23 protein-coding genes and 1 pseudogene are annotated in these 25,928 nt (G+C 56.9%); 10 read left to right on the top strand and 14 right to left on the bottom strand.

Annotated features, from left to right (window positions below):
• Window positions 1-26 precede the first annotated feature (26 nt).
• Entirely contained in the window at window positions 27-356 is a 330-nt protein-coding gene (locus tag ACIGGE_RS13530; protein ID WP_397490737.1) for a hypothetical protein, read from the top strand.
• Window positions 357-421: 65 nt separating this feature from the next.
• Here ACIGGE_RS13530 and ACIGGE_RS13525 read toward each other — a convergent pair whose 3' ends face one another.
• On the bottom strand, window positions 422-811 hold the full coding sequence (locus ACIGGE_RS13525; protein WP_397490736.1) for a DUF3597 domain-containing protein: 390 nt from the start codon (window positions 809-811) through the stop codon (window positions 422-424).
• Between the two features lie 123 nt (window positions 812-934).
• Here ACIGGE_RS13525 and ACIGGE_RS13520 point away from each other — a divergent pair, with 123 nt between their 5' ends.
• Window positions 935-1,474, top strand: coding sequence for a DUF937 domain-containing protein (locus ACIGGE_RS13520; protein WP_397490735.1), 540 nt, complete (start codon window positions 935-937; stop codon window positions 1,472-1,474).
• Between the two features lie 744 nt (window positions 1,475-2,218).
• Here the strand turns inward: ACIGGE_RS13520 and ACIGGE_RS13515 are convergent.
• Both ACIGGE_RS13515 and ACIGGE_RS13510 read right to left on the bottom strand, forming a co-directional pair.
• Window positions 2,219-2,473, bottom strand: a complete 255-nt coding sequence (locus ACIGGE_RS13515) for a helix-turn-helix domain-containing protein (protein WP_103025010.1) — start codon at window positions 2,471-2,473, stop codon at window positions 2,219-2,221.
• Window positions 2,474-3,532: 1,059 nt separating this feature from the next.
• On the bottom strand, window positions 3,533-5,242 hold the full coding sequence (locus ACIGGE_RS13510; protein WP_397490734.1) for a cation:proton antiporter: 1,710 nt from the start codon (window positions 5,240-5,242) through the stop codon (window positions 3,533-3,535).
• A 127-nt stretch (window positions 5,243-5,369) separates the two neighbouring features.
• Here ACIGGE_RS13510 and ACIGGE_RS13505 point away from each other — a divergent pair, with 127 nt between their 5' ends.
• Window positions 5,370-6,191: a universal stress protein gene (locus ACIGGE_RS13505; RefSeq protein ID WP_397490733.1), complete on the top strand. Its 822-nt coding sequence runs from the start codon at window positions 5,370-5,372 to the stop codon at window positions 6,189-6,191.
• A 45-nt stretch (window positions 6,192-6,236) separates the two neighbouring features.
• Here ACIGGE_RS13505 and ACIGGE_RS13500 read toward each other — a convergent pair whose 3' ends face one another.
• The 6 genes and pseudogenes from ACIGGE_RS13500 to ACIGGE_RS13475 all read right to left on the bottom strand — a co-directional run bounded on the left by ACIGGE_RS13500 (window position 6,237) and on the right by ACIGGE_RS13475 (window position 11,092).
• Complete coding sequence (locus ACIGGE_RS13500) at window positions 6,237-6,590, bottom strand: hypothetical protein (RefSeq protein ID WP_146029888.1); 354 nt, start codon at window positions 6,588-6,590, stop codon at window positions 6,237-6,239.
• Window positions 6,591-7,217: 627 nt separating this feature from the next.
• Complete coding sequence (locus ACIGGE_RS13495) at window positions 7,218-8,039, bottom strand: universal stress protein (RefSeq protein ID WP_397490732.1); 822 nt, start codon at window positions 8,037-8,039, stop codon at window positions 7,218-7,220.
• A gap of 519 nt (window positions 8,040-8,558) precedes the next feature.
• Window positions 8,559-9,872: an oxygen-independent coproporphyrinogen III oxidase gene (hemN, locus tag ACIGGE_RS13490; RefSeq protein ID WP_397490774.1), complete on the bottom strand. Its 1,314-nt coding sequence runs from the start codon at window positions 9,870-9,872 to the stop codon at window positions 8,559-8,561.
• A 238-nt stretch (window positions 9,873-10,110) separates the two neighbouring features.
• Window positions 10,111-10,263 (bottom strand): cbb3-type cytochrome oxidase assembly protein CcoS, encoded by a 153-nt coding sequence (gene ccoS / locus ACIGGE_RS13485; RefSeq protein WP_103025004.1) that lies wholly within the window; start codon window positions 10,261-10,263, stop codon window positions 10,111-10,113.
• Window positions 10,260-10,549 (bottom strand): annotated as a pseudogene (locus tag ACIGGE_RS13480) (nitrogen fixation protein FixI); the annotation flags it as partial. The gene ccoS and the pseudogene ACIGGE_RS13480, both read right to left, overlap by 4 nt.
• A 21-nt stretch (window positions 10,550-10,570) precedes the next feature.
• Window positions 10,571-11,092 (bottom strand): helix-turn-helix domain-containing protein, encoded by a 522-nt coding sequence (locus ACIGGE_RS13475; RefSeq protein ID WP_375246779.1) that lies wholly within the window; start codon window positions 11,090-11,092, stop codon window positions 10,571-10,573.
• Between the two features lie 334 nt (window positions 11,093-11,426).
• Here ACIGGE_RS13475 and ACIGGE_RS13470 point away from each other — a divergent pair, with 334 nt between their 5' ends.
• On the top strand, window positions 11,427-12,095 hold the full coding sequence (locus ACIGGE_RS13470; protein WP_375246780.1) for an OmpW family protein: 669 nt from the start codon (window positions 11,427-11,429) through the stop codon (window positions 12,093-12,095).
• Between the two features lie 33 nt (window positions 12,096-12,128).
• Here the strand turns inward: ACIGGE_RS13470 and ACIGGE_RS13465 are convergent, their stop codons facing one another.
• The gene (locus ACIGGE_RS13465) at window positions 12,129-12,851 is read right to left on the bottom strand and encodes a Crp/Fnr family transcriptional regulator (protein ID WP_397490730.1); all 723 of its coding nucleotides are present in this window, start codon (window positions 12,849-12,851) and stop codon (window positions 12,129-12,131) included.
• 488 nt (window positions 12,852-13,339) lie between these two features.
• Window positions 13,340-14,290 (bottom strand): class I SAM-dependent methyltransferase, encoded by a 951-nt coding sequence (locus tag ACIGGE_RS13460; RefSeq protein WP_397490729.1) that lies wholly within the window; start codon window positions 14,288-14,290, stop codon window positions 13,340-13,342.
• A gap of 309 nt (window positions 14,291-14,599) precedes the next feature.
• On the opposite strand from ACIGGE_RS13460, the gene ACIGGE_RS13455 reads away from it, so the two are divergent.
• Complete coding sequence (locus tag ACIGGE_RS13455) at window positions 14,600-16,120, top strand: ABC1 kinase family protein (RefSeq protein WP_397490728.1); 1,521 nt, start codon at window positions 14,600-14,602, stop codon at window positions 16,118-16,120.
• A gap of 182 nt (window positions 16,121-16,302) precedes the next feature.
• Here the strand turns inward: ACIGGE_RS13455 and ACIGGE_RS13450 are convergent, their stop codons facing one another.
• Complete coding sequence (locus ACIGGE_RS13450) at window positions 16,303-17,241, bottom strand: HEPN domain-containing protein (RefSeq protein ID WP_397490727.1); 939 nt, start codon at window positions 17,239-17,241, stop codon at window positions 16,303-16,305.
• Window positions 17,242-17,630: 389 nt separating this feature from the next.
• Window positions 17,631-18,779, bottom strand: a complete 1,149-nt coding sequence (locus ACIGGE_RS13445; RefSeq protein WP_397490726.1) for a tyrosine-type recombinase/integrase — start codon at window positions 18,777-18,779, stop codon at window positions 17,631-17,633.
• 242 nt (window positions 18,780-19,021) lie between these two features.
• Between ACIGGE_RS13445 and ACIGGE_RS13440 the strand changes: the two genes are divergently transcribed.
• Complete coding sequence (locus tag ACIGGE_RS13440; RefSeq protein WP_397490725.1) at window positions 19,022-19,504, top strand: hypothetical protein; 483 nt, start codon at window positions 19,022-19,024, stop codon at window positions 19,502-19,504.
• Here the strand turns inward: ACIGGE_RS13440 and ACIGGE_RS13435 are convergent.
• Window positions 19,501-20,526 carry an IS1595 family transposase gene (locus tag ACIGGE_RS13435; protein ID WP_397490724.1) on the bottom strand — a complete coding sequence of 342 codons (1,026 nt, stop codon included), beginning with the start codon at window positions 20,524-20,526 and terminating at the stop codon, window positions 19,501-19,503. The genes ACIGGE_RS13440 and ACIGGE_RS13435 overlap by 4 nt on opposite strands.
• Window positions 20,527-20,692: 166 nt before the next feature.
• On the opposite strand from ACIGGE_RS13435, the gene ACIGGE_RS13430 reads away from it, so the two are divergent.
• The 4 genes from ACIGGE_RS13430 to ACIGGE_RS13415 are packed head-to-tail and all read left to right on the top strand — an operon-like array spanning window position 20,693 to window position 25,679.
• A complete protein-coding gene (locus ACIGGE_RS13430; protein WP_297534064.1) occupies window positions 20,693-20,992 on the top strand; it encodes a DUF6471 domain-containing protein in 300 nt (99 codons plus the stop codon).
• Window positions 20,992-21,651, top strand: a complete 660-nt coding sequence (locus tag ACIGGE_RS13425; protein ID WP_397490723.1) for an SAM-dependent DNA methyltransferase — start codon at window positions 20,992-20,994, stop codon at window positions 21,649-21,651. Before ACIGGE_RS13430 ends, ACIGGE_RS13425 begins: the two co-directional genes overlap by 1 nt.
• A complete protein-coding gene (locus tag ACIGGE_RS13420; RefSeq protein ID WP_397490722.1) occupies window positions 21,644-23,203 on the top strand; it encodes an Eco57I restriction-modification methylase domain-containing protein in 1,560 nt (519 codons plus the stop codon). Before ACIGGE_RS13425 ends, ACIGGE_RS13420 begins: the two co-directional genes overlap by 8 nt.
• Window positions 23,196-25,679: a GIY-YIG nuclease family protein gene (locus tag ACIGGE_RS13415; RefSeq protein WP_397490721.1), complete on the top strand. Its 2,484-nt coding sequence runs from the start codon at window positions 23,196-23,198 to the stop codon at window positions 25,677-25,679. The genes ACIGGE_RS13420 and ACIGGE_RS13415 overlap by 8 nt, the downstream gene beginning before the upstream one ends.
• Window positions 25,680-25,928: the final 249 nt, after the last annotated feature.

The raw sequence follows: 25,928 nt of genomic DNA, 5'->3' as shown, positions 1-25,928 counted from the left end.
AACCGCTGAAAAAGGAACTCGGGAAGATGAACACTCGAACGATCGGAATCCTTGGCCTCTGCATTGCGCTCGCTGGGTGCAATTCCGAACCTGCCGAAGAAGCAGCGCCAACCGAGGTGCCGGCCGCGGAAACTCCCTCGACGACGATGACCGCGCCCGTTGTCATGGAGCCCGCTCCTGAAGGACTGCCGTCCCGCATTGCTCGTGAGGTGATCGCAGAGAGCGGACAGACCTGTACTGAAGTAGCGAACGCCGAGCGGGGCGCAAACGGAACAATCACCGCAAATTGCGCAGGTGGAGAAACTTACCAGATCTACACGCAGCCGGGACAGGGACCCGTCGCAGTCGAACAATAAAGACAAACGCTAATCGGCCTCGCATGCCGCGTGCTGCGAGGCCGATTGACTGAAAAGCGCGAATTCTAGTCAAGAAGCTCGGGCGGAACCTTTCCGCCGTTGGCTGCCAGTTCGCGCATCGTTGCCTTGTGAAGCCAGATATTCATTTCTGCGCTTCCATCGAGCTGGCCTGTATAGCCCAGTTCCCGAGCCAGTTCCTTACGGTTGTCCAAGCTGGAGTCGACACCGATCAGTTTCATGAGATCGACAATCGAAGTCCGCCAGTTCAAGTCTTTACCTTCGGCCATGGCCGCCAGATTGCGTTCGACGTCCACTTCGGAAACTTCCGTGGGAGCTGTCTGATGCGTCTTTGTGCCGGGACTGGCGGTCGGGACGACATTCCCGGCACCAGGCTTCGGGGATGCGGCCTTCGCCTCGCCAAAGATAGCGTCCTTGATTTTTCCGAAAATGCTCATGAAATTCTCCTCGTTAGCCCGAAGAGGATGCTCCGCGAGCCGTTCGTTGGCAAGGGGGTCACTCCGCGTTGCGTATTTGTCGAAATCCCGTAAGTTCGAAAAATCCCAAATACGGAGATAGCAATGGACCCCAACGAAATCCTTCGCTCGCAGGGCGGAATTAGCGCGATTGCCAATCAGCTGGGCATATCCGAAGCACAGGCGGAGCAAGGTGCTGCAGCGCTTTTGCCTTCAATCCTCGGTGGGTTTGGTCAGAGTGCTGGAGGTTCGGGAGGCAGTGGTCTTGGCGGGTTAGGGACCATCCTGGAGACGCTTGGCGGAGCAGACCTCAGCCGTGATGTCGTCGGGCCGGGACCGACACACGTCGAAAAAGGCGACAATATCCTGGGCGAGATTTTCGGGACAAAGGATGTTAGTCGGCAAGTAGCTGGAGAAGCATCGCAAACAACAGGGCTGGACCCTGCACTGCTAAAGAAGATGCTGCCAATCGTGGCGATGCTCGTTGCTGGATACCTGTCGTCGCAAAAGAACAAGCCGGGTCAGCCCGGTGGTCTGAATGACGTGTTGGGACAGGTCATCGGCAGCATGGGCGGTACAGCCGGTGGTGGCCCGGGAGGCGGATTGGGCGGCGTACTCGGCTCCATTCTTGGCGGAAGACGCTGATGCTACGCTAGGATTTCATCTCTGATCAAAGCGGTGTGGACGACTAGCGGCTAACTTTCGCGCTCACCCTGTGAAAAAACGCATGATGCGGGGAACTGCCAGAGAATAACTCTTGGAAGACACCTCCACACAGCGCGGGCAATCTTGCTTCGACAGCATGCGCCTCTTCCAGTGTCTTCACGTCAATGTGAAGGCGGAGATTTTTCCGGAACGTGAAACTGATCTCAACAGCACTGGGAAACTCGGCATGGAGCGGCTCGATCAGCTTAGCTAATTCCCGCGATATTGGCTGTAGCCCCTCACTGGCTTTGATCGTCGCTACGTTTTCCGTGTTTCGATCCTGGTTCGATTGCACCAATAAGTTCCTTCCGATCTGAGGTCTCGTTCTCACACATCCGGTCGACCTTCGGCAAGAAGCTTTAAATATCGGCTGACGATAGAGTAGCAGTCGCGTTCCACCCCTAAGGCGCCAAAGGCTGACGCTGTACCGTCGGAGCAGCGGACGGTCCGCTTTTAAGAAGTTCAACTGTGGCCATCTATGTCCGGAATGAGGGCGCGAAGCCGCCATCGGCAAAGAGACTAGGACCGCTGCAAAAGAGCGATCACAAGTCTGGCCGCGAGAGCTTGCTCTGCTTTTTCACGTCGCTCCCGCACTTTCGAGACGAGCTGGCGTTTGGAGTGATCCGGCGTGCTGGACGATGGCAGCAAGCACGACAGCTTGCAGGAGGTCACGGTGCGCGGTCATCATACTGTGCTACTTGCCTGCTGTGCGTTCGGACTTCGCAGCCGTTCCACCAGCGATCGAAGGCTGGCTGTGATGACGAGAGTAGCGCTTCCCATTTTGATGACCTCGATCTCGCCTTTGCCGATAAGCACATAGAGCGTGCTGCGCCCGATCCCAAGATAGCGACAGGCGTCCGGGACACGCATGACGATCGGTTCGATAGCCGGGCTCCCACGCTGCTTTCGAAGATGCTCTGTCGTGCCTGCAGTTGGCATACCGGTCGATCCTTTCGTCTGTCGGGTGATGACGGACCGACCTGGGGAGCAGGGGAGGGGACAGGCCGGCCCGCCATCGACACCGAGTATCGATCGAACACGCCGTTCAGCGCCACATGACGTTCGTACGCTGTCGTTGCCGTTATTACGCTGCAGCGCCGAAGTCTGAGAGCGAGCTCACCATTCGCATGTACCAGAGTTCGAGCGAACGGCGAGGGACTTCCGAATTGAGGCGGTTTGTCCAGCAAACATACCATCCCAAGTTAAGTGCCGTCGCTAATATACCTGAGAACAAACGCCTTTTCCAGGAAAGCGCCGCGGAGCCAGCTCAAGTGCCGTCGCCTATTGCTCAACAAAACCAACCACCTGCAGCATGGACGACGGCGCTGCTTTTATCTCGCCATCAAAATCATCCAAAATATTAGACGCCTGCGGACACTTCCTGTTATCGCAGGCGAAGATTATGCCAGAAGCGCTGCCCCTGCAATTCGATTGCAAAAGTGCTGCAAATTAAACGGCATGAAGCGGCCCATGCGAGGGGCTATAACCTGCAACAAACTCGCACCGACATTGTCGCCCGGCGACATGGGTGACGCGGTGAAACCTTCGACGGTCCTCTTTCTCAACATCACCAAACTGCGCTTGCGCGGATGCCGAAATGGTTGAGGCGTGTCTTCTCGACCAGCAGCGGAGCAGTGTGTGAGCAACCAGAAGAAACGGTCACGATGCTTTCGCTTCGCGCGCGCTAAGATCTGAGCGACAGCAAACGAATTGTTATTGCGGTTGCTTTCGGAACCGTTCCAAAGTTGTTTGAACGTAGGGAATAGCCGGGTTAGGCTGCCGTTTGAAAGCGAGCCCTGAAGCGACAGCTTTGCGCCCTCCTTTCTGTCATTGGAGGGGGCTTCTCGATCGTCTGTAAGCTGACGGTCCGCTTTTCCGTCAATAGACCTCAGTTGACTGCGACTTTAGGTCCCAACTCGCAAGCTATTTTTCTCTGAGCGTATAGGCAGGAAAGGCAAGCTCTGCTTCCGTGACCCATCGCTCAGAATTGCAATTAGCTTAGCGTTCAAGCTGTATCCGTTGCTGTATTCCATCCTCACTAAGCCCACAGCCTTCTAGAACTCTCGCAGCAAGCTGGAGGCTTGCCTCAACAGTTTCTGGAACAGCTGCGGTGGCGCCTGCCTCGGTAAGTCGCGCGGCCTGCTCCTTATCGAGCGCTCTCACGAAAAGCGGAACGTGAGGCGCAGCTTCCCGCATCCGAATGGTGAGCAATTCAGTGGCCTTTGCATCCCCGATCGTAATCACTAGGGCACTGGCCTGGCTTACACGTGCAGCTTGCAGAACCTCTATGCGGGATGCGTCACCAAACCGCACTGGCAATCCTGCTGATCGAGCTTCCGATGCGATAGCTGAATCCCTGTCGATGGCGATGAATGGCAAATCCTCGCGATCAAGGATCGATGCGATCATTCGACCGACCCTTCCAAAACCTGCGATGACCACGTGCCCTTCGATCTCTTCCACCTGCTCAAAAGTTGTGGTCGCATCGTGGGCTTGGCTATCCTCGAGCCGCCTACCTAGCACACGCGCCAGCGTGGCCAGCGCTGGCGTCAACAGCATTGTAAGGCTCGCCACGATAAGCATGAACTGACCCGTGGGATTTGGCACCAAGCCCAGAGACATGGCCAGCCCCACTACGATGAAGGCAAATTCTCCGGCTTGGGCCAGCAGTAGACCCGCTTCTACCGCGCGATGCCGCGGCAATTTCCACAGCAGGAAAAGGCCGACGTTTAGTAGTGTCTTGAGAGCGATCAGTCCCAGCACCGAGGCCGCGATCCAGAACGGCGAATCTCCTAGAACACGCCAGTCGATGCCCATGCCGACGGACATAAAGAAAAGCCCAAGCATCAAGCCTTTGAACGGTTCGATATCGACTTCGACCTGGTGGCGATAACCGGTTTCGGCAATCAGCAGTCCAGCAAGAAACGCACCGAGCGCCATCGACAGTCCGACGACGCCAGTAATCGCAGCGGTGCCCAGCGCGACCAGAACGATCATTGCCATGAACGCTTCGCGACTGTTCGTCTGCGCGACCGCGCGGAATACCGGCCGGAGCAGCAGGCGGCCGACCGCATAGATGACGATTACCGTGACCGCAGCTTCGCCCATTGCCAAAGCAAGGCCCCCGAATATACCTTCGTTGGCTGCAACGGTTCCGAGCACTCCGACGACAAAAAGGATTGGAACCACTGCTAGATCTTGCATCAGCAGAACCGAAAAGACCGAGCGCCCCATCGGGGTGGTAAGCCTGCTCTTTTCGATCAGCAATTGCATGACGATCGCCGTGGACGAAAGCGCGAGACACGCACCTAAAACGAGCGCCGCTGCAGGGGGATTACCCCACGCGTAAGCTATACCGCCTATCAGGGTCCCGGTGACGACAATCTGCGCACTCCCAAGGCCGAAAACCAGTCGCCGCATCGACCAGAGTCTGTCTAGCGAGAGCTCAAGCCCGATGGCGAACAAAAGAAACACAATCCCGATCTCGGCAAGTGCTCGAACGCCCTCAATATCTTCAATCACCAGAAACGACGCGAGTGGAATTTCGTCGGCGAAAAGTCCGAGCCCGTAGGGACCGATCATTCCGCCAATTAGGAGATATCCAAGAACCGGACTGAATTTTCTCTGCAGTAACGGCACTGCAAATCCAGCCACGACTAAAAAGACAATGACCTCACGCAGGTAGGGAATGTGTAGTTGCGATTCCATAGCTCCAACTCTCTGCAAACCCGCTGTGCTTGTCGATAGCAGAACCTCTGAAATTCTTGTCGAGTGGCATCCGTGATGGTAGTTTTTCGTGGGGAAGCAGGAGCAGAACCGAAAGGGCCGATTAGTCATGCCGGGCAAAATTGTTGTAGGAACTGATTTTCGCGCGGAAGCGGATCGCGCAATCGATCGCGCATTAGAATTGGCAAAAGAGTGGAACACCGAGGTTGTCCTCGTGCATGCTCTCGATCCCGCTCTCGGCGATCCGCGGACACGTGGCGAGCTCGACAAGCGGATGCGGTCCGTACTGCCGGATAGCGATATCAAGGTCACTTTCAGGTATCCGATTGAGCGCGCGGACTACGCGATCGCCAGCGTCGCCAAAGAAGAGAGTGCCAGCCTGATCGTGCTTGGAGCGGCGCGCTTCAACAGCATGAAGGACTTCCTGCTGGGGACGGCTGTCGATTACGTGATCCGCCACTCGCCGGTTCCAGTCCTTGTTGTGAAGACCAGGGCCACCGCGCGATATCGCCGCATCGCGTGCGCGACCGATTTCTATACTCCATCCCGAGTGGCGCTGGAGAAGACCGCAGAACTTTTTCCCAAGGCGGATTTCCAGCTGATCCATGCCTATCACGTGCCGTTCGAAGGGTGGCAGAAGGCCGAATATGTGAAGAAGGACGTCGAGAAAGCCGAGCGAAAAGTGTTTGACGAGTTTTTGGAAGATATTGATCCTGAAACTCGTAAGCGTGTCACGACGCATCTTGTTTATGGCAGCCCCGGCGGTGCGCTTCGAAAGGACATACGCGAGAGCGAAACCGACTTGCTAGTTCTCGGGACCCACGGAGAGTCCGCTCTAAGGCACGCGAGCATCGGGAGCACCGCTAACGAGCTACTGCGAAGCCTTCCGATCGATACTCTCGTCGTCACGAACTCTGCAGAGCATGCCTGAATAACACTTGGCGCTTCACAATTCTATAGGCGAAGCAGTGGCAGATCAGGAGGGTCGCCTCATATGCTTCTCCGATTGCATGGCCATGATATGGTCGACGATGGATTTGATGTCGGTTTGATCCAGATCCAGATCCATTTGCATGGGATAATTGTGCGCATCTGACAGGAAGGCCTCTAGGGTTTCGCGGGTCAGTCCTGGGGTGTTCGCGATGTCGCCAAATTCGGGTGCGTCAGCTATTGGAGACACTCCGTTCGCCGTAACAGCGTGACATTCCCCGCAGACTCCAACGATAAAGTCCGGGGCACCCTTTCTGGTGTTCGCGAGCTTCATCCTTTCGCTGGACTGGCAAGCTACTAAAAGCGAGCAAGACAAAATTAACGGAATGGCGTACTTCATTCGTCGCATCCTCTTTATTCATTCGCCGTTTGCCGGCATCTTATCGCCCCGATTGATTTCGCTAACGCCTTATCGCATGTCGATGATCAACCACCATGGTTACGCTAACGGCAATGGCGTTCGGGCTTACTGTGCAGGCATTCTACGGTAGATAGGTTCGTCGGTCCAATTGCCGCGCGGCGTCGCGAATCACAATGCTCAGTGCTTTTGCTATCAGCGTCATTTCATGGATGGTCTTGCTTTATCATTGTGGAAGGAACCGAGCGCTTTTCTCATATTCCTGAGTCAGGAACTGGCCAACTGATGATTTATAAGGTGCTGACCGCGTAACCTTTGTGACACGCTTTTCTCGCGTTACGCTTTTTAGCATTATTTGGATCGGAAAAAGCTGCACGTCGCTGGAATGCGGACATGCACCTGAGATCTCATCGTTCCGCCATTGGAAAAGGCTAGCGTGTCTGGTGTCAACCAGAAGCATGAGCTACGGGATTAATTACATCGGCCTGAATTTTTTTCCATCATTGATCCGGCATTAGAAAGAGCGGATCGATCATTAAGCGCAAGAATGTCGGCCCCATTTTCATGTGGAAGGGTTGGATGTTTATCACAGAAAGGAGCGTGCTCTTGTCAATGCCGCAACAGGAGAGGAATGCTTAAGTTAGAGAGCATGTCGTGCGTGACACCACCAAAAATGCGTTCAGTGATCCGCATGCGGCCATAAGCGCCCATTACGATTAGCCCACACCTTCGCGCGGCCGCGGCTATTTTCATAGTCTGCGCCACCGACATCTCTTCGTGCTGAAGTTCAACCATATCGCATTCGATGCCGTGCCGAGAAAGGTATTCGGCCCCGGCGATGGGGGGAAAGTCGAATTGCCCACCTTTCTTCTTTTTCACCGCGACGGTGGCCAAGAATACGTTCTTCGAACGCTTTAGCAGCGGGATGGCTGAACGCAGCGCGTGGGATGCTTCTGCCGACCCGTCCCAAGCGACAAGGGCTGGCTGGTCCAGTTCAAGCCGTTCGATGTTCTCCGGCAGGACAAGCACTGGACAATCGGCTGTCAGTGCGATCTCTCCCGCCGTGTATGACGGTAGCGATCCACCGACCCTGGGCTCTCGAGCACCTAGAACCATTATATCCGCCATGGCCGAACTCCGAAGCATGGCGTGCGAAACTGGGCCGGTATCCTCTATCCAGTCCCAAGGTACATTCTCGTTTGCCAGATCGACTTCGGACTTCTTGCGAAGGTTGCGTGCTTCCTCACGCCAAATTGGCACCATAGCTGCGAACGCCGCGCCATAGGGATCGGCTGAAACAGTCGTTTCAAACGGCATCGAGTTCAGAAGGGTGAGATGGCCATCAAGATACCGGGCCAGATCGAGAACCAGATCCAAACGCCGTGGGTAATCTTCGTCGCTATAGGCATTGAATAGGATCGTTTTCATCATTTGCCCTCCAACACGGACGGAGAGACCCATCCGAACTCCGTTAAGGATAGGACGAGTCGACAAGGGCGTAATTGATTTAGGACAATTTTGAACGAAGATGCACCAGCGAGATGGCAATCGGACGCGTCAACTAATCAGAGGCACGAACTGATTGCCGGAGAACATCTCGTTTGTGCGGCCGAAGAAGCCGTGGTGGCCATTAATTGCATGGGGCGCCACCCGCGATGAAGGGAAGTGAATACTCGTGCTCGTATTTTTATCGTAATTTATCAGACAGATAGAGTTTAATGAGGCGATCTCGTGTTCGCTTAAGGTTCTTATCCCTATGTTTATTAGCGTCTTGCGCCGAGCCAGATTGCACAGAACTGTGCGCGAGCGACTCAATTCTCACACAAGCTTAACACGCGCACGCACGACGCGCATGACTGGACCCGGATGGGCGGTTCACTGGTCGTCCGGTGACTGCCGAAAAGCACGCGGCACGCCTAAAAGACAAAAATCATCAATCTTTAGAAGTGCTCAAACCGCAGAACTGAATTTCCGTCCGTTCGGTTGTCGATAGGTGTCGAAAGCTACTGCAATACTTCGTGCGTAGGGCAGGCCCCCAGGAAGAATTTCGAGCCATTGTCGATCGATCAACGCGAGACCACGCTCTAAAAATGGACTAAGCCTTTCACGGGCTTCGTTCATCAGACATGCTCCGAGTTGCGCGCGCCCTTGGCAAAGCAGTTGTTCTATAACCGCCGCTCGATAGCGGTCGACGGCTGTGCGCTTGATGCCGCGATTGGCTGCGACGTGGTACTGCGAGGCGATCATCCGATAACGGCCGCTGTTCTTTTCGTTCTGCGCAAGCAGGTGCGGGAAACTGCTAATGGCCGATGTGCCGAGGCCAATGAGAATGTCGCTCGAGTCGTCGGTAAAGCCCTGAAAATTGCGGCGAAGCTTACCCTTGAATGCAGCACTTGCCAGCGGATCGCCTCCTGGCCGTGCAAAATGATCGAACCCGATCGATGCATAGCCGTGGGTGACAAAATAGGCGTAGCCCATCTCGGCCATGGCGAAGCGCCGGCGCTGGTCGGGTAAGTTGTTGTCGTCGATAACCTTTTGCCGTGGGACGATATGCGGAACATGAGCGTAGCCGAACAACGCTACACGGTCGGCGCCGAGCACGCGGGTGCGTTGGAGACTGTCCTCGAGGTCGTGCAAGGACTGGCCCGGAAGTCCGTACATGAGGTCGAAGTTAAGCGACGTAACGCCAGCGTCGCGCAGCCAATCGACAGTCTGGACGATGCAGTCTTCCGATTGAACGCGGCCGATGGCTTCCTGGCAATGGGTCGCGAAAGTCTGCACGCCGAGGCTGGCACGTTCAATGCCGACACGATTGATCGCCGCAGCCCATTCGCGCGTCATCGTGCGCGGGTCGAGTTCGATGGACATGGTCGGATTGGGCGAAGCAAAGTTGAAGAACAGCGCATCGACCAAACGCTGGAAATCATCCGGCTCGAGGGCATTCGGGCTCCCGCCGCCAAATGCGATGCGCCTGACGCGGGTCGATGGCGGAAGGAGTGATGCAACGTGGACGATTTCGCGATGGAGAGCATCCAAGTAGGATTCCAGCCGCTGTCGCCGCCCCGCGGCTGCCGTGTTGCAGCCGCAGTAAAAGCAAATTTTCTCGCAGAACGGGATATGGATGTAGAGCGAGATGTCGCCCTCTGCGTGCCGCAGGGCCTGCCGGTAATGGTCGGGATCGAGATCACCGAATTCCGCAGCAGTAGGGTAGCTCGTATAGCGGGGCACGGGCGTTGCGAGGAGGTCTGGGTAATAGGTCCACATAGCAGCCCTCATGGGCGCGCCATGAAGATCGGTCATTGAGCCAGATCAAATCTCTTGCGGCAAGATCCGGCATGGCACGCCTTTGCATGACAAGGCGGAGCAGGAGGCGATTTGTGCTTGATCGGGATTTCCGCAAATCCGCCGCCGCATAGCTTGGCCGTGATATTTGTCTCGGCAGTAGGCAGTGGTCCCAGCGCCAGCGGCAAGAGGGCGCACAGCGCGGAGAGCGATGCAATACTCATCGCTCGTCTTCATCGTCGTCGATCAGGATGCGCCGGGCCGCGCCATCCAGATCCTCGAACTGGCCCTTGCGCATTGCCCAGAAGAACGCTGCCAGACCCAGCACCCCGAGACCGAGTGCGATCGGAATGAGGAAGGCCAGCCCACTCATCGGGCGGCCTTGGCGAGGCGGAGCGAATTGCCCACTACCACAAGCGAGCTAAATGACATCGCGACAGCGGCAATAAGCGGGGTGACCATGCCTGCCAGCGCTAGAGGTACCGCAAAGACGTTGTAGATTATCGCGAATGCGAAGTTCTGGCGCACGATGACCATGGTCTTGCGGGCGACACGCACGGCCAGCGCGACCGGCATAAGCGCCCTGCCAAGAAAACTGCGTCGGCTGCCTGCTGGCTTGCATCGCTGGCTGTGCCTGGCGCGATCGAAGCAGGCGCAGCGGTTCATTGACCCAGATCAAATTAGGAAGAAGAAATCGCGCAGCTTCGCGTCGAATAACCGGCACGCTCTCGCAGCAGTTCGGGGCGACGCAAAATTACTTTCGAGCGACCGATGGTTTCGATCACCCCGTCGTCTCGGAGCTTGGTCAATTGTCTGCTGACGGTCTCGATCGTCAAACCAAGGCTTTCGGAGATATCGCGGCGCGACATTGGCAAGTCGAAAGCGCACAGGCCGTCCCGCTCGGTACCAATACGCTCTGCCATGTTGAGCAAGAAAACGGCAAGCCGCTCGGCAGCGGTCTTGCTTCCCAGGGCGATGACCTTTTCGCGACTGCGACGGAGTGAAAGTATGGTGTTGTCTAGCAGATGGCGAAGGATGCCTGGTTCCGTTGTCGCCTCCGTGAGGTAATCATCCGAAGGAAAGGTCACGAGCCGGGCTTCGCGTAATGCGATGACAGAATAAACGTAATTATCGGGTGCGGGCACGGTGAAAATGTCGCCAACAAAGTGAAAAGCGAGAACTTGGTCACGAGAGTCCGACATGTGAGCGACCAGTTTGGTTACGCCACATGCGACATAGATGATTTGGTGGTCGCCCTCGCTGACCTCGAACGAAGCGTTGCGCGTAAGCGAGCTTAACTTCGCGCGGTGCTGAAGACGCCGACGAGCAGCATCGCGAGAACCTGCCGGCACTACACAGCTCAAGAATTCTTCGAAAGCGTTCGCGCAACTGGTCACTTGTGGGCAATGGGTGAAAGCCGCTGGGAGATCATTGATCTAGATCAATGCGGCGGTCTTTCCCGCGACATAATTCGCGGCCGAACGCTGGAACTTATGGAAGCATGGTGCTTCCACTGCAGCGCAGAAGGATCACCATATGAACAAGTTGCTTATGGCTGTGCTGACTAGCGCGGCGATGTTCGCCACACCGGCGCAGGCGCAGGATGATGACAGGAACCTTCAGGTTAAACTGCTCGGCACCTACGTCGCCCCCGACGGCAAAATCACAGAGTTCAGGACAGACGTCGTTGGTCTTCCTGCCACCACTCAGACCAAAGCCAATGACAACATCGTGCCAACGCTTGCAGTCGAGTACTTCGTCAAACCGAAGTTCTCGGTCGAGACGATCTGCTGCCTGACTCAACATGATGTCGATGGCGTGACGGGTGTCCCTGGCGCCGAACTGGTTTCGAAGGCCAAGCTCATACCCGCCACGCTTACAGCGAAATATCACTTCGGTGCTGCAAATGTGAGGCCTTACCTCGGCTTAGGGATGACGTATTTCTGGTGGATCGATGTAGATCCTGGGGCAGATACTATTCCGCTCGGAGTGACGCGGACCACTCTTTCCGACGAGTTCGGCTTTGTCCTGCAGGCAGGCACCGACATCGCGATCGGAGATAGCGGTTTCGGCCTGACAATCGACGCAAAGCGCTACTTTGTCGATACCACAGCGCGATGGTATTCTGGCGATGCGTTGGCCATTGAAACCCGCCACCAACTTGACCCTTGGGTCCTTAGTGCAGGCGCGAGCTACCGCTTCTAAAAAGTCCAAGGAACCCGGAATAAATGCTCGGTACTAGACGGCGCGATTCTCGAGTGCACTTCGCTCGAGGATCGTGACCTCTCGACGCGAAGGTAGTCCAATCAGCCCCTCGCTTTTCAACTTCGTGAATTGGCGACTGACTGTCTCGATGGTTAGACCAAGCACGTCACCGATTTGTTGACGGGACAGGGGTAAAGCGAATACCGACGCGGCATTGACCGCGTTTAGGCACCCATGTGGCGCGAGCCTCTCCGACATTTCGAGTAGAAAAGTCGCCATCTTCTGTTCCGCATTCATGCGACTAAGCAGTAGCATCCAGCGGCGCGTCCGGTCTAACTCGGACAACGTACGTTCAAGCAGCTTGTGCTCTAAGCGTGGATGATCGCGCGCGAAGCGATCGAAGTCCGCTCGGCGAAACACGCAAACATTGGCGTCAGTCAGGGCTTCAACACCATAGGGAGTGGTGTCTCCAAAAGGTCGCCCAAGGAAATCCGACGGATATACGAGACCGAGAATCTGCTCCTTGCCGTCGGCCAACTGCGTCGACAACTTAAGCACGCCGTCAATCACGTTGGCGACAAGGACAGCTTCGTCGCCTTCCCATAAGAGTTGTTCGCCTTGTTCGAGACGTCGTCGGCGCCCAATCGAATTTAGAAGGTCGAGTTCATTGCTGTCGAGATCGCCGCAGATCGCCCGGTTGCGCACTGCACAGGCTTGGCAGAAATTTGCGGGAAGATCACTCGTCGACAGTTCCATTGGAACGCTTTCTAGCGAGTTCGCGGGATCTGGTCCAATATCCGTTTAAAGAAGGCTGGAAAGGCGTTTGATTGCGTGCGCCAAAAATCAAATGTTCGCTTCATCCAATTGTTTGCTAAAAGCGGACAGTCTGGAACCGGCCCATTTGCTGTCAGTAAAGGGTACGCTTTCTGTGGCACCTGTCTTCGATTGCTCACAGTCATCCGTGAAGCCTTTAGCAGAGAAACCTTCGAGCAGTTGTTGGGCTTTCTGGACCAACGCATTTGTATTGTCCTGCTCGCTTTTGGATCAGAAAGGCATCCATCGGGTCCTGGGATGTTTGAACAAGGTGCCACGATCGCATTTGCGCCCTCATCCCATTGCTGCAAATGACTCGCCATCCACCGTGGCGAGAGATTACGCGCTCGAAAAGATCGGCGCTGCTTATGAGGAACTGCATGCATCGTGCCTGAATATGGCGCTGTACGATGCTCACTCGGGTGAAACAGCTATTGCGCCCCACCGTAATGCGCGATGATCGCATCCGGACCGACCGCCTGATCCGATTTGGTGCCCAGGAAATAAACTCCGCTGGCACCGTCGATGGCATAGTCGGCAGGGATGATCGCGTCGAAATAGACTGCCCAGAAAAAGGCCAGCTTGGCTATCTTGCCGGCGGCGCGTGAGCGAAAAACGCTGCGCACGAAATAATCGACTGCCCACATCAACTGTCTTCCCGGTCCGCCGGATGCACCTGAATCGATCAGGGCAAATTGGCGGAACAGATAGCGGTGACCGCTCTCGGTAAATCTGGTGAAATCGTAAGCCCCTTCGTGGACCTGCTGCATGAAGGGGGTCTCGGCATAAACCAGGCCTCCGGGCTTCAGCACCCGCCGGATTTCGTCAACCACTCGCTGCGGCTCCAGAACGTGTTCGAGCACAGCCTGCACTACGACCCCGTCGAAATAGCAATCGATGATCGGAATATCGTGCGCATCGGCGACGAACTGCACCTGCGGCGTCGAATAGATGTCGAAAGCAAATATTTCCACATCGGGGTCGACATAGAGCGCCTTCATTCCTTGTCCCTCGCTCCCGCCACCGATCACGAGAACCCTGGGACGATCGGACCGGCGCTTGAGTTCGGAAATCAGCCGACAGACATTTCTGCGCGTCGATTTCTTTTCCGGCGACAGCAGGGATTTGATCAGCTTCGTGGCGAAGGAATATCGTGGCCGCTCGATCGCGCTTTCTGCCCCCGTTGTTTCAAGATCTTCGCGGCGGATTACCGAATTCGCAAAATCGATTAGCACGGGTTTTCCACGGGCTACTGGAAAGTCGCAGGGCTCGCTTCCGCCGACCGAGGTCCGACGGCTCACGCGTCCGTTTTCGAATTTAAGCGCCTCTCCAGTGATGGGACTTTGGAGCGCACCGTCGAGGTCTTGGATCGAAGCAAGCATGAGAATGATCTCCTCTGAAAGGCGATCACGCCGAAGCGCGCCCGCTATTGAGACGAGAGGCTACTCCTGTCTGTTATGTTCACGGCAGGCTGCGTTTCTTTAGCCAGTTCGTGGTAGACTAGCATCATCTGCTCGCTGGGCGGCGGAAACTCAATTTCTCATAGGTATATGCTCCACCTGGTTTTCCGCGACTGGTCAATGCGGATCGCGCCGTGCGCCGAGGGCGGTTATGGCTGCCCCATTCAATCACTGACCGCGCACGCAAGTTAGATGTGGAACAGAAGCTGCGGCGTGACCATATGCTAAGCGATGTTAAAGACTTTGCGTATCGCAGGCCGGGACCGCAAGCGCCTGGATGAAATTTTCAGCGTCACCTCCCGCTATGGCCTCGGCGTTCTGCTCGCCCGGATAGGACTGGACCGCTCGGGCAGCGATGATGCGGGCGATGGTGTGTCGCATAGCCTGCCTCGGCGCACTCGACTTGCCATGGAAGAGCTTGGGCCGACCTTCGTAAAGCTCGGCCAAATCCTGGCGACACGCGCCGATCTCCTGTCTCCGGAGTGGGTTGCAGAATTCGAGCAATTGCATAGCAAGGCACCAACGCTTCCGTTCGAGGAGTTGCGACCGATTGTCGAGGAGGCGCTTGGCGAGGCGCCCGAAAGCGCTTTTTCGGAATTCGATACAGAACCGCTGGCGGCGGCCTCCATAGCGCAGGTCCATCGCGCAACGCTGCACGATGGGCGTGCAGTAGTGATCAAAATCCGCCGGCCCGGCATTCGTTTGAGGGTCGAGGCGGATATCCGGCTCCTTGCGCATATTGCGGCCCTGGCGGAACGCGGCAGTGCCGAAGCGAGGCGCTTCGGGCCGAGCCGGATGATGCGACAGCTTGCGGACGCGATGATTGAGGAACTCGACTTCACGAACGAAGCGCGCAATGCTGATCGTCTGCGAACCGATTTTGCCGATCAGCCGAGCGTCGTCGTGCCCGAAATCCACTGGGAATGGACGTCTGAGACGCTGCTCGTCATGGAATACATTGATGGTGTGCCGCCGAGCAATGCGCAGGCTCTGGTGTCTGCGGGCCTTGATCCGGCCCGAATAGCAGCGCTGGGTGCCGACATGGTGCTGGACATGGTATTAGTGAACGGCCGGTTCCACGGTGATCCGCATCCGGGCAACCTTCTCTGCCTGCCGGGCAATCATATAGCTCTGCTGGACCTGGGCATGGTCGGCTATGTATCCCCGCGCAGGAGAGAAGAATTTGTCAGCTTCGTGCAGGCGCTTAGCACTGGCAGTCCGACGCAGCTCGCCGACGTGTTGACGCGGTGGTCGATCGGCGACGACGTTCCGGCGGACCGCGTGCTCTCTGCATCGGAACGGCTGATCGCGCGCCATGGCAGCGGTCGCCTTGTTCTGGGCGCCATGGTAACCGATTTTCTGGGGCTGATGCGCGACGAGCGCATGACGTTACCGCCCGACCTTCTCCTGATCTTCAAGGCGCTGATCACGATGGACGGGGTATTGGCGAAAATCGAACCGGACTTCGACCTGACGCAGGCCATGCGACGCTCTTCGTTTCGAATCGCGCAGGCGCGCTTGTCACCCGAGCACTGGAGTCCCATTCTGCAGGGCGTCGCTTGGGAACTGTTCAAGATCGGAGATGACGCGCCGCGCCTGATCCGGGCGGCGATCCGCCGGTTGGAACAAGATGGAATGCCGCCGTCTCCATCGCCTCCGGCTCGCGGCGGCTCGAGCGGCGATATTCACTGGCTTGCAGCTGCAATCGTGGCGGGCGCCGTGATCATAGCGATAGCGCCCTGGTTTTATTGAGGCGTGATCGGGGAGCATGGCGAATGTTTGGCTCGAGGTCATTAGCTGAACGACCGCGTTGAGCACTCACGCCGGCAACACTGGACAGTCAGGAGACGACCCAAAAGCGGTCGTCATGGCCGGACTGCTTTAGATAGCTAGAATGGGCGACGCACGAATTGCCAAAGCTTCTTGGGCAAAGACTATTGCTTGTCTGGTTTCGCGAGCGCTTCTGCCCTGAGCTTCTCTAGTCGTTCCGAACAAAGTTCGTGTACAACGCGACCAAGCTCCTCAACCTGTTCGCCAAGCCATTCAAGCTCTTCTTTACTGATGCGGTAGTGTTTCGAGTATCGCGCTTTGACGTAGGCTTCCCTGAGCTTCTCGAACCGCGCGCGATCCTTACGATTGTCGCGCGGCCAGACGAACGTCAGGCGATAATCGATCCGCTCAGCCTGCGTACGCAGGAAGCCCAGATTGTGCACGTGGGGCGTGTAGAAAGTGCAGACGAGAAGGACGCAGTGGTAGAGGGTCTCTGTCCCCTGATGCAAAAGAAAGGCAGCTTTCTTCCAGTCGCCTTCGGACATATAGAAGCGGTAGCCCTTTAGAAAGCTCGCCGCGCTCGGCATCCACTCGTCAAAATACTCCTGCGCCATGGTGAGCGCCTGCGTGGGCGTCTTGGGCTTGGGCGTATGCAGTTCGCTGTCGTCGAACTGGTAAAGCGCTACTCCGTCCTGCTTCACGTCCATGAAGAAGTAGCGACCATGGGCTAGACCGTCGTTCACTTCTTGCAATGTATGGACGATGAAGTTGACCGGCGTCTTGAGCGTACCGGTCACACCGTACTCGCGCATCAGCCGGTCATCGAGCTTGGCCCAGTATTTGACCCTGTCCGCCAACCTCTTGTCGTTGACGATGATGAGCAGATCGTAGTCTGACTGATAACCCTTGGCGGTGTGCGGCTCATCGACCCAGGTGCCGCGGGCATAGCTGCCGTAGAGGATAATCTTGAGTATCCGTCCGGCTTTCTTCCACTCGTGCTTGGCGAGCGCGAAGGCATCGTTGAACTCTTCGAAGATGAGCTGGACAACGCGTTCGATCTCGCGCTGCTTTTGAGGGGGAAGATGATCAAGGTCCGTCTTCATCGGTCAAACCCTAGCAAGCTGTTCGGCCGCTTGCACGTGCCGAGTGCAGCAGCGCGCGGCGACGGCGCCATCCATAGCGCTGAGGAGCCGCGCGCGGAGCGCTCCACGTTAGCAACAATCCGGTAAGGATTGTCGTTAGGATAGTTAAAGGACGCTGGAGCCCAGCAATCCTGCGGGTTTGCCGCCTGTTTCGGTTCCCGATAGTCCGAACTTTCGGTTCCTGATAGTCCGAACGCTGCGGTTCCTGATAGTCCGAACAGGTGACAGGTTTATCCACAGGGACCGGCGTGGCTATGCGGTAACGGGAGAGTGGAAAAGGCGGCCTGATCGAAGGCGACCTGGATGCCTCACGGTGCATGATTTTCTGCATTGGGCTACGTTTCATCGCTTTAGCTTCCCTTGCAGCAGTGGGCAGCCCAGTCTTCCATCAACAGTTTGCGCTTCTCCAGCAGATTACCGCGCCGGTAGGCCGCCTCGGTCTTGTCCTTCACCACATGCGCCAGCGCTGCTTCTGCGACATCGCTCTGGTGACTGGTCTCCTCGCTCGCCCAGTCGCGGAACGCCGAGCGGAAGCCGTGAACCGTGCAACTCTCTTTCATCTCGCGCAGCAGCTTGGTCAGCGTCATATCGGACATCGCCTTCCTCCCTCGCATGCCGGGAAAGATAAGTTCGCAATTGCGTATGCGCAGTTCCATGCAACGCTCGATGATCCGTATTGCCCGATCGCACAGCGGCACGACATGCTCGCGATTGGCCTTCATCCGCTCCTTCGGGATGGTCCATAGCTTCTCATCGAGATCGAACTCATCGAAGACAGCATGGCGCACTTCGCCCGAGCGGCCCCCCGTCAGGATCGCAAACTCCAGCGCCAGCCTGCTGTAGCTTTCACGCTCGCGTAGCCGCGGAATGAAGTCCGGCACCTTGGCATAGGCCATGGCCGCGTAGTGGCCTTCCTTCTTCGGCTGGCGCGGCAGGCCCTTGGTGATCGCGCGCATGGGTGCCTCGCTGTCGCGGTATCCCGAGGCATAGGCCCAGTCGAGCACGGTCCCGATCCGCTGACGCACCCGGCGCGCCGTCTCAGGCTTTGCCAGCCAGATCTCGGCCAGCACATTGCGGATCATCGGCCCCGTGATGTCGTTGACCTGCACGTTGCCAAGATGGGGGAAGGCATAGGCCTCCAGCGTCCTGATCCATTGCTTCTCGTGTTTCTCGTTGCGCCATGTCGCGCGATGCTGGGCGAGTACCTTGGCGGCAGCTTCCCGGAATGTGGGAATGCCTTCCGCTTTCCGGCGCTCGAACAGCGGGTCGAGGCCCAGTTCGACCCAGGTCCTGACCTCGCGTGCGCGCTCGCGCGCAATCGCCAGCGATATCTTCGATGCGCTGCCCAGACCGAAATCGCGGCGATTGCCGTTTTTCTGCACCCGGACCATCCAGCTCTTCGTGCCGGAGGGCTTCACCACGAGGTAAAGCCCGTCGCCATCGCCTAATTTGCCGGGTCTCGTGGCGGCCTTTACCGCTGTTGCTGAAAGCTTACCCATGGCTTCAAATTCTCCCACATTTATTCCCACAAATCCAATCGGACACCGATGGATGAGCAAGGACAGTGTGGGACCCGAATCACCTGATAAGCCGCGCAAATGCTTGGCTTTTTCAGGTCATCGGCGGAAAATGAGGGAAAGGGTGGTGCGTCCTTCTGTAGCAGAAAAACCTATCCGAACGGCGTTCTCGAATCGCAGTGAAGACGCTATTCGGTTTCAGGATGGGGGTTACCAATTTCAGAATGGGGCTGCTGCGCAAGTATGCAGCATGGTGCGGTGAGCGAATTCAGCTTCAGCGGAAGATCGCCGAGATCGAGGCTGAATACAAAACCTTATCCGAAAAACGTGATCGCGTTTCACGCCTCGAGGACCTGGTCGAGGCATCTATTACGATCATGGGCGAGCTTGATTCGGAGTGGAAGCCCAGCGACACACCACCGAAGTTGCCGAAAGCCCAGCGAATTCCATTCGAGCACGGTGCCACGACAGTCGCCGCATTCTCAATCATGCGCGAACTCGGCCGAGGCACGAACCCTGCCGAACTCGCGCCGTTGGTCATCGAGCGACTGAAGGGCGACGTGAACGATGAGGACCTTCGTGACGCCGTAAAGTCGGCGATAGATGCCAGCCTGCGGTCTGCGAAAGACGAGGTCCGCATCGTGAGCCGACGCCCCACTCGTTGGGAAATAATACCGCCCGAGGAGTGGACGGATCCCCACGCTTAGAACGGGATCCGGTTCTTGTATCGTTGCCAGTAGCCGGTCCAAGTCGATCGGCCGGCACGCATCAGACAGCTAATGATCATATCGACCTGTGAACCGTTGTCGACGAGACGGTTCTCCTCCTTCCAAGCGAGTTCAACCCCATACTGTTCGGCATACCGAGGCCACCAGTATCGATAGACGCCGCGTTCAGCTGCACGGACGCGCGAGAAAAAGCTCTCCGCCCAGTTGGTGCAAGCTCCATCCTGACTGTAAGACACCGAGTGATTGACGCGCTTGAGCTCGAAATGCATGTTCAATCGCATCCATTGCGATCCATAGTCCACGTGAACGATCGTGCCGGGCGTGAGGACGGATTTCACGAAGGCAACGGCAGCCGCCTCGCTTTCCCGATGGACAACCCTCAGACGACCAGGCTTCTTGCCGTCATCCGACGGACGCTCTCTCACGACGACAAGGGAGGTCTGCTTCTTGCGGTAAACTTCGTAGAACTTCTCGAGTTCGGCCTCGTTCGTAATGGGAAAAGGTGGCTTCACCTTCTTGCTGCCCACGAACAATCCGTCGACCTCGACGACACCACCGAGCTTCTGGTCGTAGTCCACCTTCAGCGCTTCCCGAATCTTGTGCTGAAAGACGAACGGCGTCTTGTAGGAATTGTTTTCCCTTCTTCTCAACCTGAGCGCCGCAGTGCCCAGCACTCCGTTCACGAACTCAGCAATGGCGACAAGGATATCGCAGAAGGACCGCTTACGGCTATGGAGCGGAGTCCGACTGGTAACCGTGTATTGCAGATAGCACTTGCGCTGCAGGCCAGTCCCTGCATCGGTGATCACTCCCTGACATTTCCACCTCCGGCCGCCTTTCAGCGTCCAAGATGACTTGCATCCGCAGTCCGGGCACGTGGGGACACCATCGGGCCACTTGATCGCCTTGAACCTCTCGTAGGCCTCATCCTCCGTCATGCGGTAAACTTCCCGCATGGTCAGCGTGCAAATCGCTGGAGAGAGGAGAGGATGCTGCGCCACGGTATATGATGTCCTGCATCATCATATATGGTGATGTCAGCGTCATGTCTAGCAATATCATCATCGTTTGTGATGATCCTAATCACGCAAAATGACTACAACCCACTTGGCATACCCGTCCGTTCAATCCTACAAGGTGGCGTGAACCTCAGAAGGATGTGACGCGATGCCAGTCGAAGAAAAGGTCTGGGAAGAGATGGTGAAGAACATTCTGCGCGCCGAAATGATGCGGCGCGGCGTGTCCTACGCTGGCCTCGCTGAACGGCTCCAAGTGCACGGCGTCGAGGACAATGAGCTCAACCTCCGCAACAAGGTCAGCCGCGGTCGATTCACCGCCGTCTTCTTCATGCAGTGCATGCAGGCCCTCGGCGTCGAGCTGTTGCAGATCCCTCAGGCTATCGAGGAAGCCGGCCGCAAGGGTGGTGCTCAGGCTTTGGCAAGAAGCAAGTCAGGGAAGGCTGATTGATGGCCGCCGCGCTCATCAAAACCCGCCAGAGAGTTGCCGACCACGGGGAAGTGTTCACCGCCGAGCGGGAAGTGAATGCGATGCTGGACCTGGTGAAACCCGAGACCGAGCGTATCGATAGTCGGTTCCTCGAGCCGGCCTGCGGGTCCGGAAATTTCCTGATCGAGGTGCTCCGGCGGAAGCTCGCCGTCGTGGAGGAGCGCTACGGTAAAGGGCAGCTTGAATTCGAGCGCTATGCCATCGTCGCGATCGGCTCCATCTACGGGGTCGATCTGCTGGAGGACAATGCCGCCGAATGCCGTGAGCGCCTGTTCGAACATTTCGAGGGGGTCTATACACGGCTCTTCGGGGAAGCTTGCCGCGCTGAGTGCCGAGTCTCCGCAAGGTATGTCCTCGACCGCAACATTATCTGTGGCGATGCGCTGACCATGAAGACCGTGGGGAGGAAGCCCGAGCCGATCGTCTTCTCTGAGTGGTCTCCCGTTAATGGTAGCCTTGTGAAGCGCCGCGATTACTCCTTGGCGCATCTGCTCGTCTATCAGCCGATGGAAGGACCGAGCTTGTTCTCCGATCTCGGAGAGGAGGCTTTTATCCCGAAGCCCGTCCGCGACTTCCCGCTGACCCACTACCTGAAGCTGGCCGAGGCTGAGCATGCTTGAGATCAATTACAATCCCGACGTCCTGAGCTGCTTGGCGAACCTGAGCAACGATGAGGTGTTCACGCCGCCGGAACTAGCGAACGAGATGCTCGACCAGCTGCCGGAGAACCTCTGGTCGGACAGCAGCGCCACGTTCCTCGATCCCGTCAGCAAGTCGGGCGTATTCCTCCGGGAGATAGCTAAGAGGCTGATCGAAGGCTTGAAGGACGAGTTCCCGGATGAGCAGGAGCGCATCAACCACATTTTCAAGAACCAGTTGTTCGGCATCGCGATCACGGAACTGACATCACTGCTGGCGCGCCGTTCAGTCTACTGCTCGAAGAACGCGAACGGTCCTTACTCGGTCTGCACCGAATTCGACGCCCCGGATGGGAACATAAAGTTCGAGAAAGTCGACCATTCCTGGGAAGATGGACGCTGCAAGTTCTGCGGCGCGAGCAAGGAAGCGTTCGATCGCGGAGCTGAATTCGAAACTCACGCCTACCAGTTAATACACACTGATCATCCGGAAGGGATTTTCAACATGAAGTTCGATGTCATCGTCGGCAATCCCCCGTATCAGCTCGCCGACTCTGGGTTCGGAACGAGTGCCGCGCCGATCTACCAGAAGTTCGTGGAGCAGGCGAAGAAGCTTAATCCGCGATACCTGTCCATGATTATTCCCGCGCGTTGGTTCGCGGGAGGAAAGGGGCTGGACGATTTCCGCGAAACGATGCTGTCGGATACCCGAATTCGGAAGATCGACGACTACCTGAGTGCATCCGATGTCTTTCCGGGCGTCGGTCTAAAAGGAGGCATCTGCATCTTCCTGTGGGATCGCGATAATCCGGGTGACTGCGAAGTTACGACCCATCTCAACGGGGTATCGGCAGAGCCTGTGAGAAGGAAACTGCTCGAGGATGGGGCAGACGTCTTCATCCGCTTCAATGACGGTCTTTCCATCCTCAAAAAGGTGGTTCAAATGGAAACGGGACAGGATACCCACCTGTCTATTCCTCAGGAAAAGCGCTTTGATGCGCTGGTAAGCTCACGAAAGCCCTTTGGCCTATCGACGACTTTCAAGGGTCGCGGCCGAAAGTCCCAAGAGGACGATCTAAAGATCTACCAGAATGGCGGATCGGGCTTCGTGAAAAGGAGCGAAGTGAGCTCGGGCAAGCAATACATCGATAAATGGAAAATCTATACAGGTAGAGCCGCACCTGGAACGGGGAACAAGGATACATACCCGCACCGGATCATCAGCACACCGTTTCTTGGTGAACCTGAATCGATATCATCGGAGACATATCTCGCCATCGGCCCCTTCGACACGAAGGAAGAAGCGAATAGTGCCCTGTCTTACCTTTCCTGTAAGCTGACCCGTCTCCTGATCCTCCTCCACAAGCCCTCACAGGACACAACGCGGAAAGTCTATACCTTTGTTCCAACGCAAAATTGGGACAAGGTGTGGACCGATGAGGAGCTCTACGACAAGTATGGCCTCGACGACGAAGAGATTGCATTCATCGAGTCAATGGTCCGGCCGCTGGAGGTGGACCTGATCGATGCCTGACACCTTCTTTCCTCCCAAGCCCGATATCGAACCCAAGATCTACGCGTATCGGGACAAGAACCCGTCATACGATGGCTTCCTCAAGGTCGGATTCACTGCCCGCGATGTCGAAGGACGAGTCGCGCAGCAATACCCGACGAAGCGACCAGGTGAACTGCCTTACGAGATCCTGCTCGAGGAAAGCGCCGTGTGGAGCGATGGTGGCTCGTTCACCGACCACGATATCCATCGTTACCTGCGAAAGAGGGGTTTCCGTAATCCGGCCGGTGAATGGTTCGAGTGCGAAGTCGATGATGTTCTCGCTGCCATCTTGGCCGTCCGCGAGGGCATCGACAATGACGACAACCGCACGCAAGATTTCAAGATGCGGCCGGAGCAGGCCGCCGCTGTCGAGAAGACGGCCAGATATTTCTCCAGCTTCAAGGACGAGGGGACGAACGAGACCCCTCACTTCCTCTGGAACGCCAAGATGCGCTTCGGGAAGACTTTCGCCTCCTATCAGCTCGCCAAGCGCATGGGATGGAAGAGGGTGCTCGTCCTGACCTTCAAGCCGGCCGTGCAGAATGCATGGGAGGACGACCTCAAAAGCCACATCGACTTCAAGGGGTGGCAGTTCGTATCTCGCGGCGGCCTGTCCGAGGATGATGTCGATATGTCGCGTCCGATCGTGTGCTTCGGCTCGTTCCAGGATTTTCTCGGTAAGAACTCGGCAGGAGGCATCAAGGCCAAGAACGAATGGGTGCACGCGACCAACTGGGACTGCGTGATTTTCGACGAATACCACTACGGCGCTTGGCGCGAGAACGCGAAGGAGCTGTTCGAGGCCGAAGGCCGAAAGGAGATGGAATTCGCCGAAGGCGAAGGTCTGGACTATTTCTCCGAGGAGAACATGCCGATCACCACAGGCGCCTACCTCTATCTTTCCGGAACCCCATTCCGTGCCATCGCGTCCGGCGAGTTCATCGAGGAGCAGATATACAACTGGACCTACTCCGACGAACAACGGGCCAAGGAACAGTGGGAGGGCGACGACAATCCCTACGCCTCGCTGCCCCGCATGGTCATGCTGACCTATCAATTGCCCGATGCCATCCGCGAGATCGCAATGCAGGGCGAATTCGACGAGTTCGACCTCAATGCCTTCTTCTCCGCCGATGGCGAAGGGGATGAGGCCCATTTCAAATACAAGAACGAGGTTCAGAGCTGGCTCGACCTGATCCGCGGATCCTACGAGGATACGGCGGTCGACGACCTCCGGTTGGGCAGGGAACGCCCACCGATGCCGTTCTCGGACGCCCGGCTGCTCAGCCTCCTGTCTCACACCTTTTGGTATCTCCCCTCGGTGGCAGCCTGCCATGCCATGAAGAACCTGATGTCCGAGCGCCAGAACCGTTTCTATCGCGACTACAATGTCATGGTCTGCGCTGGTAGCAAGGCTGGGATTGGCGTTGCAGCGCTTCAGCCGGTGCTGGACTGCATGGAGGATCCGCTCAAGTCGAAGTCGATCACGCTCTCCTGCGGAAAGCTGACAACGGGTGTCTCGGTGAAACCGTGGACCGGCATCCTGATGCTTCGCAACATCTCCAGCCCGGAGAGCTACTTCCAGGCCGCATTCCGCGTGCAGACGCCCTGGGTGGTCCAGAACCCGGATTCCGTCTCGCCCACCAAGCGCGAGATCATGAAGCAGGAATGCTACGTGTTCGACTTCGCACCCAACCGGGCGCTCAAGCAGGTGGCCGACTACAGTTGCCGGCTGAATGTCGATGAATCGAACCCCGAGCGGAAGGTCGAGGAGTTCATCCACTTCCTGCCGGTGCTCGCATACGATGGCAGCTCCATGCGCCAGATCGACGCGGCCGGCGTCCTCGATATGGCGATGAGCGGGACAACGGCGACCCTGCTAGCTCGGCGCTGGGAAAGCGCCCTGCTGGTCAACGTGGACAACAATACCCTGCAGCGCCTGATGAACAACGATGCTGCCATGCAGGCACTGATGAAGATCGAGGGTTTCCGTAATCTCAACCAGGAAATCGAGACGATCATCAACAAGTCGGAATCGGTTAAGAATACCAAGGCCGAAGCGAGCGAGCGCGATCTGACTGCGAAGGAAAAGAAGCAGCTGACGAAGGAGGAGAAGGAATACAAGAGCGCCCGCAAGGAGATCCAGGAGAAGCTGATCAAGTTCGCGACGCGGATCCCGATCTTCATGTATCTGACGGATCACCGCGAGCGGTCGCTCCGCGATGTTATCACCCAGTTGGAGCCCGGCCTCTTCAAGAAGGTCACGGGCCTGACGATCCGCGACTTCGAGCTCCTCGTGAGCCTTGGGGTATTCAACAGCGGGCTGATGAATGACGCGGTCTACAAGTTCAAACGCTACGAGGATTCTAGCCTCTCCTACACCGGTATCAATCGGCACAGAGGTTCGGACGTCGGGCTCTACGACACGGTGATCGCCGCGGAAGAGCTCGTATAATGTCTCCTGGCGTCGGACTTTTAGTGAATACGGGACTCGCTGTGCTCATTGCTGCAGCAGGGTTGGTTGTCGACTCAATATCGCTGACGATTCTCGGTGTGGTTCTGCTCGCTGTCGCACTGGTCTGGCATCTTCGACAGCCAAGGCAGTCGACAGTCACCGCACCTGCTGTTTCACCTATTGGCGAGCAATCTCCGTATAGTGAAGTATCGCCAGAGACGATCGATGTCCTAACGTTGCGGAAAGCTT

The organism is Qipengyuania sp. NPDC077410, from assembly GCF_044543405.1.
GTDB lineage: Bacteria > Pseudomonadota > Alphaproteobacteria > Sphingomonadales > Sphingomonadaceae > Qipengyuania > Qipengyuania pacifica.
Note: the sequence above shows the minus strand (reverse complement) of the source record. Positions and strands in the feature narration are given on the sequence as shown.